The organism is Thioalkalivibrio sp. ALJ21 (assembly GCF_000378605.1).
Lineage (GTDB): Bacteria > Pseudomonadota > Gammaproteobacteria > Ectothiorhodospirales > Ectothiorhodospiraceae > Thioalkalivibrio.
The window spans coordinates 856,801-868,726 of the sequence record NZ_KB905155.1; the positions used below are offsets into that span (position 1 = coordinate 856,801).

The 11,926-nt window shown below is 64.5% G+C and carries 11 protein-coding genes; 1 reads left to right on the top strand and 10 read right to left on the bottom strand.

The window, feature by feature from the left end; all coding sequences use genetic code 11:
* The first annotated feature begins 20 nt into the window (after positions 1-20).
* Complete coding sequence (locus tag F579_RS0103985) at positions 21-2,222, top strand: bifunctional (p)ppGpp synthetase/guanosine-3',5'-bis(diphosphate) 3'-pyrophosphohydrolase (RefSeq protein ID WP_019024165.1); 2,202 nt, start codon at positions 21-23, stop codon at positions 2,220-2,222.
* 111 nt (positions 2,223-2,333) lie between these two features.
* On the opposite strand, the gene F579_RS0103990 is transcribed toward F579_RS0103985, so the two are convergent.
* The 10 genes from F579_RS0103990 to cobT all read right to left on the bottom strand — a co-directional run bounded on the left by F579_RS0103990 (position 2,334) and on the right by cobT (position 11,831).
* A complete protein-coding gene (locus F579_RS0103990; RefSeq protein WP_019024164.1) occupies positions 2,334-2,717 on the bottom strand; it encodes a flagellar protein FliT in 384 nt (127 codons plus the stop codon).
* Positions 2,718-2,766: 49 nt separating this feature from the next.
* Complete coding sequence (gene fliS / locus F579_RS0103995; RefSeq protein WP_026301026.1) at positions 2,767-3,180, bottom strand: flagellar export chaperone FliS; 414 nt, start codon at positions 3,178-3,180, stop codon at positions 2,767-2,769.
* Positions 3,181-3,203: 23 nt separating this feature from the next.
* Positions 3,204-4,562, bottom strand: coding sequence for a flagellar filament capping protein FliD (gene fliD / locus F579_RS0104000; RefSeq protein WP_019024162.1), 1,359 nt, complete (start codon positions 4,560-4,562; stop codon positions 3,204-3,206).
* A 259-nt stretch (positions 4,563-4,821) separates the two neighbouring features.
* On the bottom strand, positions 4,822-6,069 hold the full coding sequence (locus tag F579_RS0104005; protein ID WP_019024161.1) for a flagellin: 1,248 nt from the start codon (positions 6,067-6,069) through the stop codon (positions 4,822-4,824).
* 260 nt (positions 6,070-6,329) lie between these two features.
* Positions 6,330-6,761: a flagellar protein FlaG gene (locus F579_RS15495; RefSeq protein WP_369772171.1), complete on the bottom strand. Its 432-nt coding sequence runs from the start codon at positions 6,759-6,761 to the stop codon at positions 6,330-6,332.
* A gap of 74 nt (positions 6,762-6,835) precedes the next feature.
* Positions 6,836-8,092 (bottom strand): flagellin, encoded by a 1,257-nt coding sequence (locus F579_RS0104015; protein WP_019024159.1) that lies wholly within the window; start codon positions 8,090-8,092, stop codon positions 6,836-6,838.
* Positions 8,093-8,616: 524 nt separating this feature from the next.
* A complete protein-coding gene (locus F579_RS0104020) occupies positions 8,617-9,246 on the bottom strand; it encodes a YIP1 family protein (protein WP_019024158.1) in 630 nt (209 codons plus the stop codon).
* Positions 9,247-9,320: 74 nt separating this feature from the next.
* Positions 9,321-10,091: an adenosylcobinamide-GDP ribazoletransferase gene (gene cobS, locus F579_RS0104025; RefSeq protein WP_019024157.1), complete on the bottom strand. Its 771-nt coding sequence runs from the start codon at positions 10,089-10,091 to the stop codon at positions 9,321-9,323.
* Positions 10,092-10,200: 109 nt separating this feature from the next.
* Positions 10,201-10,773, bottom strand: coding sequence for a histidine phosphatase family protein (locus tag F579_RS0104030; RefSeq protein WP_019024156.1), 573 nt, complete (start codon positions 10,771-10,773; stop codon positions 10,201-10,203).
* The gene (gene cobT, locus F579_RS0104035; RefSeq protein WP_019024155.1) at positions 10,770-11,831 is read right to left on the bottom strand and encodes a nicotinate-nucleotide--dimethylbenzimidazole phosphoribosyltransferase; all 1,062 of its coding nucleotides are present in this window, start codon (positions 11,829-11,831) and stop codon (positions 10,770-10,772) included. Before cobT ends, F579_RS0104030 begins: the two co-directional genes overlap by 4 nt.
* Positions 11,832-11,926: the final 95 nt, after the last annotated feature.

Below are 11,926 nucleotides of genomic sequence, written 5' to 3' on the forward strand. Positions count from 1 at the left end.
ACGTACAATAGCAAGCGATCATGCGCCATTCGCTACTCACCAACACCGAGCTGCAGGGCCTGGACCGCGACCAGATGGTCGCGCGCTTTGCCGGGCCCAATGGCGATGCCGCATCCGCAACCGCGCTCGCGGAGGCGCTGGACCTGGCGCTCACCTCGGTGGATGCCTCCGGGCTGGAGTCTCATCCGCTGGACGTGGCCGAGGTCCTGCGTCACCTGAACGTCGACCGGCAGACCATCACCGCCGCGCTCCTGGTCAGCGCCTATCTGGCCCGACAGATCGACGAGCGTGCCCTCAAGGAGCGCTTTGGCGACTCGATTGCGCGCTTGACCGTCAACGTCGCGGCCCTGGTCAGCCGTCGCTTCGAGGCCCCGGTCGGGCGCCCGGAACAGGCCGAACGCCTGCGCCGCATGCTGATGGCGATGGTCGACGACGTGCGCGCGGTGCTGATCAAGCTCGCCTACCGGGTGCAGCACCTGCGCCTGGCGGTGAAGGAGCCGGACGACGGCGCCCGCGTGCTCGCCCAGGAGACGCTGGACGTGATCGCCCCGCTAGCCAACCGCCTGGGCGTGGGCCAGCTGAAATGGGAGATGGAAGACCTCGCGCTGCGCATCCTCGAACCCGAGACCTACCGCGAGATAGCCAAGGGCTTGGAGGAGAACCGCACCGAGCGTGAGGCCTATGTCGAACGCTTCGCCCATACCCTGCGCGACCGGCTGGCCGAGGCCGGCATCCAGGCGCGGGTGTTCGGGCGGCCCAAGCACATCTACAGCATCTGGAAGAAGATGCAGCGCAAGCAGACCTCGCTGGACGAGCTCTACGACCTGCGCGCCACGCGGGTGATCGTCGACGAACTCGCCACCTGCTACACCGTGCTTGGCATCGTGCACAACGACTGGCGCCACCTGCCCAGCGAGTTCGACGACTACATCGCCAACCCCAAGGACAACGGCTACCAGTCACTGCACACGGCCGTGGTAGGCCCCGATGGCAAGGTCGTCGAGGTGCAGATCCGCACCCGCGAGATGGACGACTTCGCCGAACTCGGGGTTGCCGCGCACTGGCGCTACAAGGAGGGCGGGCGCGAGGATCAGGCGCTCAACCGTGCGATCAGCAGCCTGCGCCAGTTGCTGGAGGCCGCTGACAATTCCGACCAGAACCTGCTCGACGAGATCCAGAGCGAGCCGCTGCACCAGCGCGTGTTCGTGCTCACGCCCCAGGGCGAGGTAATGGACCTGACCCAGGGCGCCACGCCACTGGACTTCGCGTACGCCGTACACACCGAGGTCGGCCACCGCTGCCGGGGTGCCAAGGTGGACGGGCATATCGTCCCGCTGACCTACAAGCTGAAGTCCGGCGAGCGCGTCGAGGTGCTGACCACCCGCGAGGGCGGCCCCAGCCGCGACTGGCTCAACCCCAATCTCGGCTACCTGAACACCGCCCGCGCCCGCTCCAAGGTACGCACCTGGTTCCGCCAGCAGCACCAGGACGAACACCTGGCCACCGGCAAACACCTGCTCGACCGCGAATGCCAGCGCCTGGGCTGCGGCTCGAACCTGGACCGCACCGCGCTCGCCGACGCCATGAAGTTCCAGACCTTCGACGAGCTACTGATCGCACTCGGCGCCGGCGACATCACTACCTCCCAGATCGCCGGACGCATCTCCCAGCAGCTGCGCGAACAGCGCCAGGCGGAAAAGGCCCACGCCGAAGAGGCGGCCCCTCCCCAACCCGCAGAACCACGCCGGGAAGAACGCATCCAGGACGACGAGATCCGCATCCGTGGCGTCGGCGGCCTGCTGACCTCCCGCGCGCGCTGCTGCAACCCGCAACCGGGCGACCCGATCGTCGGCTTCATCACCCGCGGCGCCGGCGTCTCCGTCCACCGCAGCGACTGCGTCAACATCCTGCGCATGCCGGAGGACAAACGCGGCCGCCTGATCCCCGTCTCCTGGGGCGACGAGCCGGAACGCGAACCCATCACCCTCGAGCTCGAGGCCCACGACCGCGCCGGCCTGCTCGGCGAAGTCGGCAATGCCTTCTCCGCCAGCGGCATCAACCTGCTGCGCGTGAACACGCGAACCGACCCCCACGACCGCAGCGTGCACATGGAACTCGAAGCCGAGATCACCGACCTCGGCGAACTCAGCACCCTCTTCGACCGCCTGCAATCCCTCGGCAGCGTCCAGTCCGTGCGCCGCACCCCCAATCCGTCAACCTGAGCTTCCGGCTGCGTAAGCACTACTGCATCGGCCAGAGGGCTGGCCTCCTACACCAACACGCGCCCACCTGTAGGAGCGCAGCCCCTGCGCGATCCAACGCTGGACAGCCCCCTAGCCCCCAGGCTTCATCGGCCCGGAGCGCATGGAGTTGCGGCGGGTGTTCTCGTAGGCGTTGGTGCCTTTCCGCCCCGCGCGCAGTTCGCGCAACTGGCGGCTGGCATCACCGCGGCGTTCGGTCAGGATCGGAACGGTTTCTTCGTAGAACGCCGACAGGCGTTCCAGCGCGCTGCGCAGGGCCTCGCCCGTGTCATCACGCAATGGTACGGGCTCTTCGCCAAATGCGCGTTCGACCAGTACGCGCGCCTTCAGGTCGAGCTCTTCCAGGCGATCCCAGTTTTCTTCGCGGATGGCCTGGTCCATCAGGCCGCGTACAGCCTCCACCGCATCCTCCAGCGTTGCACCGGAGTCCTCTGTACCCGCATCGTTTGTCGTCATGATCGGCGAACAACAGCACGCGGCTCCCCCGCGGTCAAGGTCGGACGCCTCAACCGGCCTTGCGCTGACGTTCCTCCGGCGGAATCTCGTCCCAGCCGGCCTTGATCTCGCGAAGAAGCTTGGCGACCTCGTCCAGCGCCTCCGGGTCATTCTGCGCGTTGCCTTCCAGCAGACGACGGCTCATGTAACCGTAGAGTGCATCCAGGTTCGCTGCCAGCTCCGGCCGATGCTTGTGATCCAGCATCGCCCTGAGTGATTCGACGATATCGATCGCCTTGCCAATGCGTTCGCCCTTGACGGTGACATTGCCCTGCTGGATCGCACCCTTCGCCACCGCGATACGCTCCAATGCCCCCTCGAACAGCATCTGAATCAGACGGTGAGGATTGGCCACCTGTGCCTCGGCCATGGGCCCCGCTTCCCGATACTGGTTGACTGCCCTGTTCATGCCCGGTCCATACATTTCACTACCCCTGGTCGGTGAGGTTATCGGGATTGATTTCTGGCCAGCGGCGTGTTGGCCAGTTGCGCCATCAGTTGATCACCCGTCGCCTGCATTTGCGCCACCATGGAGTCCATGCGGGAAAACTGGCGGACCCAATTCGCCTCGAGGCGCTCAATGCGGGCCTCCAGATCCTCACGCTGGCGCTCGATTCGGCTGAGATCGCTTTGCAGGCCGTCCTGCCGGACCTGTATCAGTCCATCGCGACCGGTAAAGCTGTCGGTCACATCGCGCATCTGGCCCGCGATGTTGCGCACGGTGTCGGAGATGTTCTCGAACCCGTCACGGTCCATGGCCGAACTGAAGCGAGCGCTGTCAAAGCTCAGCGTCCCGTCTCGGTTGGAGATAATGCCGAGTTCGGCCAGCGTCTGATTCGAGCCGCCTGCACCTTCCGCCGGCTGGATCAGTGCATTGCCTAGACGGCTGCGAATCCCGCGCACCGTGCTGTCGCCCGTCAGCACGGCTGCCTGATCTTCTTCGGGATCGTAAGCGGTGAGCTGGTTGGTCTGCCCAATGAGCGCGTTGTAGTTCTCCACGAAGCTCTGCAGCAGCGATTCCAGCTCGTCGCGATCCTCCGACACAGACACGGTCGTCGGTCCGCTGGAGACACCCGTCAGTTCAATTTCGAGCCCCTCGATCGTGTCGCTCAACGTGTTAGTGGCGCTGGTTACGGTCAGTCCGTTGATGACAGCCTCGGCATCCTGGGCCGCCCTTGTCTCGGTCAGGTTGCTGCTATCCAGACGCCCCAATCCACTTCCCTCGGGGTCTTCCGTCGCAGTGACGGAGATGGTGTTTTCCGCTCCGGTCTCATTCGCGCTAAGGACCAGGCGCGCGCCGTTGCCGTCATTCACAATGGACGCGGTGACACCCGCTTCGGAGTCGTTAATCGCATTGCGCACGTCACGCAGCGTGGCGCCCTCTTCCACGTCGATGGAGACCGCATTGCCATTCCCGACCTGGATTTGAAGCTGACCCGCGCCCACCTCGTCATCGGCGCTGTCGAAATCTCCGGCAGCCGAGGCGACGATCTGAGATTGCGCGAGCTGATTCACCTCAAGCGAGAAATCGCTGTTCTCGGCGTCCCCGGTCACCGTGACATTCGCCACACCTTCATCCGCCACCGAGGCCGATTGCGCAGGCTCGAAACCGGAAAGGTCGCCCAGCACCGAACCCACCCGATCCACACTGCTGGTCAGCTCGCCAAAGGCCGAGATTTGTGCGTCGATCCGTTCTTCGCGCTGGTTAAGGCGCAGCTCCTTTGGCTCGCGTTCGGCTGCTACGAGCTGCCCTACCAGCTGATTCAGGTCCAGCCCGGACCCTACACCAAGAGAACTGATTGCCATGACGCGCCACCTCACCACGCCCCTGTTCGGGACTTTCGCATGCGTTCTAGCTGAGTATAACGACTGTCTCAGCGATTTCTTTAGCCGAGCCGGACCACTTCATTCGTGAACCGCCTCACCCTTTTCGCTCCATTCTGGCCTAACCGAAGGGGTTACCCAGCCTGCCCCCGTATGCCTCGGATTCACAACCGCCCAATAAAAAAGGGCGGGCAGCCAAAAGCCACCCGCCCCCAATAAGGCCTTTTTGGAAGACCCTGAGTTACTGCAACAGTGCCAGCACGTTCTGCGACGTGGCGTTCGCCTGCGACAGTACGGAGGTCCCCGCCTGCTGCAGGATCTGGGCACGTGTCAGCTCCGCGGTTTCCTCGGCGAAGTCGGCGTCCCGGATCCGGGAGCGGGCCGCATCAAGGTTCTCCGAGGAGATCTCCAGGTTGGCGATGGTGTTCTCGAAACGCACCTGCACCGAGCCCAGGTCGGCTCGCAGGGAGTTCACCTGGTCCAGGGCGCCATCCACTACGGCCAGGGCTTCGGTGGCGCCCGCGCGGCTACCGATGTCCACATCCGTTAGGTTGAGCGGATCCGATTCGACGCCATCGGTACCGGCAGTTTCGGAGAAGAGATCAATCTCGTCACCGTCCTCACCACCTTCCAGTTCAACCTGTCCACCGCTGACGGTAAACTCGGTATCAAAGTTCCCGCGTACCGCAATGGTAGTGTCGCCATCATTGTCTGTTACGAGAGCGGCGCTAAGTCCGGCGCTCCGTACCAAGTCTGTCTCATCGTCATCCCCATCGAAGTTCGCAATCGCCGAATTGATCTCTCGGACCGCGTCCTCGAGCGATGTGACCCCATCCAGATTGACCTCAATATCAAGATCTTCGATGTCCTCCTGGACCCCGACCGCGGTCAAGCTGATCTCGATGTCACCGATCTCCTCGATGCCGACGTCGTTAATTTCCTCCTGGCTCAGGCCTTCTGCACCTTCGGCGATCGCCCGACCCAGTTCGGTTGCCCGCGCATCGGCGCCGGACACCGCGATGTTCTGACCCTGGTTGGCACCGATCTGGAAGAAGATGTCGTTCAGCGCACCATCCAGGATGGCGTCGCCGTTGAACTCGGTCTCGTTGGCCACGCGGCTGATCTCGGCCACCAGCTGCTGGGCCTCGTTGTTCAGGGCTTCGCGGTCGGACGAAGAGTTGGAGTCGTTCGCCGCCTGCACGGACAATTCACGGATACGCTGCAACGCGTCGCCCACGGTGCTCAGCGCACCTTCGGCGGTCTGCGAGAACGAGATACCGTCGTTGGCGTTGCGCACGGCCTGGTTCAGACCGTTGATCTGCGTGCTGAAGCGCTCGGAGATGGCCAGACCGGCAGCATCATCCTTTGCGCTGTTGATTCGCAGGCCCGAGGACAGCCGCTCGAGGCTCTGGCCCAGGGCACCCTGCGACTGGCTCAGATTGCGCTGAGCATTCAGGGACAGGATGTTCGTGTTGATAACTTGGGACATGATTACGTCTCCTTACGGCATAGCTTTAGACCGCCTCGGGCGATCGCGATGGCGGCATTCAACCGCTCTCAGGCCCGTTAACGACAAGCTATCCGCCAGCTTTAACACGAATTTTCGATTTTCTTGTCATTGTGTCTCTGTCGGGTCCGCAACAACTTCCATAGAGCCCCCACATCAGGTGCACACCCAAGTCTCCAGACAGAAAAAAGCCGGGACAAGCCCGGCCGAAAGTCACTGTGATTGATAATGCGTCGGGTCAGTCAGGCGCGTTCCTCGACCCCCGTACCATCCAGGCCTTGCTGTTCCTGGAAATGACGGATCAGGGCAACTACTGCCTCCGGTGGAATCTGCCGGATCACCTCGTCCTGCTCGGCATCCTTCACCGTGATCACCGTCCGGCCGCTGGAATCATCCACACTGAATTCCAGCGCACGCTTGGACGATTGCAGATATGCATTGATCGACTCCACCACTTGCTCCATGCCCTCCGACTCTCCCAAATCCACAGACTGGGTCGACTCATCCAGCCCCCGTTCAGGAGCACCGGGGCCCACCGGGGCATCCCCGAAACTGGCATTCCGAGAACTCGCGGTATCGGTCAACCCTTTGGCAACCGGCATCGAGGCATCGCCCTGCCCCTGACGAGCAGGCTGAAACACCAATGAAGTGATACTGCCAATCGAATCACTCATCTTGCTTCCCTCGCCATTAAAGGCGGGTGACCGTCTGGCCACCCGCCCGTCTCATGGCCTTTTACCGGTTCAACTTACTGCAACAGGGCCAGCACGTTCTGCGACGTGGCGTTGGCCTGGGCCAGCACCGAGGTACCGGCCTGTTGCAAAATCTGCGCCCGGGTCAGTTCGGCCGTTTCGGCGGCAAAATCCGCATCACGGATCCGGGAGCGGGCGGCCTCCAGATTCTCCGAGGACACCTGCAGGTTCGCGATAGTGTTCTCGAAGCGCACCTGGACCGAACCCAGGTCGGCCCGCAGAGAATTCACCTGGTTCAAAGCCCCGTCGACGATGGCAAGGGCTTCGGTCGCGCCGAACCGGTTGCCGATATCCACATCAGTCAGATTCAGCTGCTGCGATTCCGTGTCGTCGAAAAGCGCGATCTCGTCCGTTCCTGCGGTACCACCCTCAAGGAGGATCCCGTCTTCTTGGTCAACGTCGAACGCCGTGTCGAAGTTCCCGCGAATCGCGATAGTCGTCAGACCCTCGTTATTCGTGACGAGTGAGGCGCTCAAGCCAGCGTCACGAACAGCCTGCTCTTCCAGCGCTGCATCCTCGGGATCTGTCTCATCCGATGTGAAGTTCGCAATCGCAGAATTAATTTCTCTCACGGCATCTTCAAGGGAGGTGACGTCCTCCAGGTCAACCTCGATCTCAATGCCAAGATCCTCCAACACCCCAACATTGTCGAGCGTAATCGTGATATCACCGATGCTTGCAATCCCAACATCGTTGATCTGTTCTTGGCTCAAACCGACCGATTCATCGACCGCTACAGCTCGGCCCAGTGAGGTGTTTCTGGCATCCACCCCAGACACAGCGATGTTCTGACCCTGATTGGCCCCGATCTGGAAGAACAGGTCGTTCAGCGCCCCATCCAGGATCGCGTCACCGTTGAACTCGGTGGAGTTCGCGACGCGGCCGATCTCGGCGATCAGCTGCTGGGCCTCGTTGTTCAGGGCTTCGCGGTCGGAGGCGGAGTTGGAGTCGTTCGCCGCCTGCACGGACAGCTCGCGGATACGCTGCAGCGCGTCGCCCACGGTGCTCAGCGCACCCTCGGCGGTCTGCGCAAACGAAATGCCGTCGTTAGCGTTGCGCACGGCCTGGTTCAAGCCGCGAATCTGAGTGGTAAAGCGTTCGGAGATCGCCAGACCAGCGGCGTCATCCTTGGCGCTGTTGATACGCAGGCCGGAGGACAGTCGCTCCAGGCTCTGGGCCAACGCGCCCTGGGAATTGCTCAGATTGCGCTGAGCATTCAGGGACAGGATATTGGTGTTGATGACTTGAGACATGATTACGCTCCTGTAGCGTCATGCCGAACCACCTTGGTCGGCTTCCTCGGCGAACACTCGTGCGCCTTCGAAAGCAGTAACGACCACTCGACCGAATCCTTTAGCCCCATTCCGGAAAAATTTTGCCGCCCGCCTGAACGTGTCCGCCACGGCGCCTCTCGCCATCCCCAGCGCTTCGGCTCACACCACTCATCAGCCACGGCCGATGCCGATGCCGAGCCGAACTGCGCCACAGGGGACACCAGGCCAGCCACATACCCGTGGCCCTGAACAACTGCTTTGACGCACCCAGGTAATGCGAGAAAGCTGTGTCAGGTCCGAAGCCACTACTACCGTCATTGCCAAGGAGCAAGGCCACGCAGCAATCGCCCTGGACCCTCAGAGATACGGATCTCGGGTAACGAAAACCAAAGCGGCCCCCAGTTGCCCGATTGCCCCCTGTAGGAGGCCAGCCCTCTGGCCGATGGGGCGTTGGCATATTCCCAATCGGCCAGAGGGCTGGCCTCCTACAGGGCCGGAGTGAATCAGATCAGCCAGGTCGTGCCGATGCGGGTCCCTGGGGTGGCGCCAGGGATCAGGTCCATCAGCAGCCAGCCGAAGATGAGGGTGATGAAGGCGCCGCAGAAGACGGTGGCCACGAACAGGCCGATGCGGTTGCCGCGCTTCAGGCCGAGGATGCCGCGCAGTGACCAGTACAGCAGCCACAGGCTGTAGAGGATCAGCAGCAGGCCAACGGTGTTGCCCCAGGGCCAGGGGAAGGCGGCGGCCACCTTCCCCACCCAGGCGGGCAGCAGCCCGATGGTCACCGCCAGCATCGCTCGGTCCGGGTGGGAGTACCCCTGGAACAGTTCGGTCAGATAGTGCGCCGACCAGGCCAGGCCGAGCACCCCGATGCTCATCGCCAGCACGCTGTAGGCGCCGAAGCCCCAGGCCCCCGGCATCGCCTCCGGCGGCAACCCGGTCGGAATGACCTGGTACAGCCACTGGCTGGCAATCACGCTAACCAGCAGCACCGGGAGCGCCAGACGCAGAAAGGTTTGCCACCAGGGGGGTATCGCCTCCAGTTCGCCCACCTCCCGCACCGCCCGCAGGGGGTTCGTCAGCGTGCGCAGGACCAGAAGGCCCGGGTTCAGGCGAGAGGGGAATGAGTTCATTCCGTCAGTATGTGGCAATGCGGTGACGGTTTCGTGACAACGTCTGTCTTTAACCTGGCCTGATCGACCCGGGCTCAGCCCGCGAGCGTCAGCACCAGAATCACGAGGGTCAGGGTCTCTACCAGCTCCAGCGTGGCCCCGGCCGTGTCGCCGGTGAAGCCTCCCAGCCAGTGTCGCAGTACGCGCGTTGCAATCCACAGCGTCAGCCCGGCGGCGAGCAGGGCCGGTATCACCCCCCAAAGGCCGGAGAGCAGGCCCAGCACCAGCACCACGGCAGCCGAGACTGCGACAACGCCGATGGCGGCGCTGCGTGGAAGGTGCCTGGCCATGTCCGCGCCCAATCCGACGGGGTTCACGTAGGGCGTGGTCAGAAACAGCACCGGCGGCACCACGCGCCCCAGGAGCACCGCCAGCAACAGCGCGACCCAGGCGCCGGTATCGACCAACGCCACCAGCGCCGTACCTTTCAGCAGCAAGATCAGGATCAGCGCCGCGACCGCCATAGGGCCACAGGCCGGGTCTTTCATGATGGCCTGGGCCCGCTCCGGATGCCGCTGACCGCCGACCCAGGCGTCCACCGTGTCCGCCAGCCCGTCCAGGTGCAGCGCGCCGGTCAGGGCCACCCAGAAGGTCAGCACCAGCGCCGCGACCAGCAACACCGGCGCCCCGGGGATCGCGGAAAGCCCGATCCCCACCAGCACGAGCAACAGCCCCAGGATCAGGCCGACCAGCGGATACGCCAGGACCGAACGGCCTAGGTCCTCGGGCTGCGGCTCCTGTGCCGGCGTCGGCACGCGGGTCAGGAACTGCAGGGCCAGCCAGAAGGGGGCTAATACCGAGTTCATTGCACCCCTCCGTCCCTTCTTGCTGTAGGAGGCCAGCCCTCTGGCCGATTGGAAACATGCCAACGCCCCATCGGCCAGAGGGCTGGCCTCCTACATAGGTTCTGCTTGATCACGAGGGCACCCCATCACGCTGGCCCGGCTCGACAATGTGCAGCGAGGCCAACGGGACTTCGATCGACAACAGCTTTTCCAACGGCCAGCCCTCCAGGTGCGCACGCAGCAGGCGGATCACCCCGCCATGCGTCACCACAAGCACACGATCGCCCGGCGCGATCACGCTCTGCTCCCAGCCGGCCAGCACCCGGTCGCGGAAGCTGCCGAGGTCTTCGCCGTTGGGTGGCGGGTAGCCGAACGGGTCTTCCCAGAACCGACCCAGTGCCTCGGCGTCCGTCTGCATTAGTACCTCGGCCGTTTGCCCCTCCCAGTCACCAAAATGTAGCTCCTGCAGGCGGGGATCACACTGGACGGGGAGCCCGGCCGCGCGGGCGAAGCCCTCGGCCGGAAGCCGGCAGCGCTGCAACGGAGAGCACACGACACGATCCCACTCGCCCGAGGCCTCGAACGCCGCACACATCGCCCGCTCGCCTTCCGGGGTCAGCGGATCATCGCAGCCGCGCCCGCGAAAGCCGGCACCGGTCGTCTCGCCGTGGCGCAGCAGACCGATACGGACCGATTTGGTCATGGGGTATCGCCCGACACGCCAGCCTCGGCGAAGGTCGCCATACCGGCGTGTAGCTCGCACGCCAAGCGCAGCAGCGGCACGGCGGTGGCCGCCCCGCTGCCCTCGCCCAGGCGCATGCCGAGATCGAGCAGGGGTTCGGCGGCGAGTGCTTCCAGCAGCCGCTGGTGCCCAGGCTCCGCCGAGCTGTGGGCGTAGAAGAACCAACCCGACGTGCCCGGACACAGCCGTTCGGCCGCCAGCGCCGCCGAGGTGCTGATGAAACCATCCACCAGCACCGGCAGCCCGATCTGCGCCGCGGCGATATAGGCACCGGCGAGGCCCGCGATCTCGAATCCCCCCAGACAACGCAGGCTGCCGAGCGCCTCGCTGCGCACCGCTGCGTGGGTTCGCAGGGCCTGTTCGATCACCTCGGCCTTGTGGCGTACGCCAATCGCGTCCAGGCCCGTGCCGGGCCCGGCCAGATCGGCCGGCGGCAGGTCCAGCAGTGAACAGGCGAGTGCAGCAGCCGCCGTCGTGTTGCCGATGCCCATCTCTCCACCGATGAACAATTGCGCCCCGCCCCTTCGCGCCCGCTCCGCGCACTGGCGGCCGGCGTTCAAGGCGCGTTCCAGCTGTGCCGGTGTCATCGCGGGTTCGCGGGCCAGGTTCGCGGTGCCGGGGCCCAGGTTCAGCTGCTGTACGCCGGCGACGGCCGGTGGCTGGGCCACGGTACCGAGGTTGATCACCTCGATGGACGCGCCCAGGTGCCGCGCCAGCACCGAGATCGCGGCGCCGCCGTTCGCAAAGTTCGCAACCATCTGCGCGGTCACGGCTTGCGGGAAACGCGAAATGCCCTCCGCCACCACACCGTGATCGCCCGCGAACACCGCGACATGCACGCGCTCGAGCGCAGGCTGGGCCACACCCTGCATGGCGGCCAGGCGCTCGGCGATCGCCTCCAGCCGTCCGAGCGAACCCGGCGGCTTGGTCAGCTGGGCCTGCCGTTCGGCCGCCGCCCGGCGCGCCTCCGCGCTCAGGGGCGCCGGCGGCACCTGCAGCCAGTCACAGTCTTCGGTCACGCCTTCTCCTTATTCGGTCAGGATTCGCGGGCAAGCCCGCTCCCACAAGCAAATCCTCTCCCAAAAGGGCAGGTGCGGCAGCCCTGTGGGAGCGG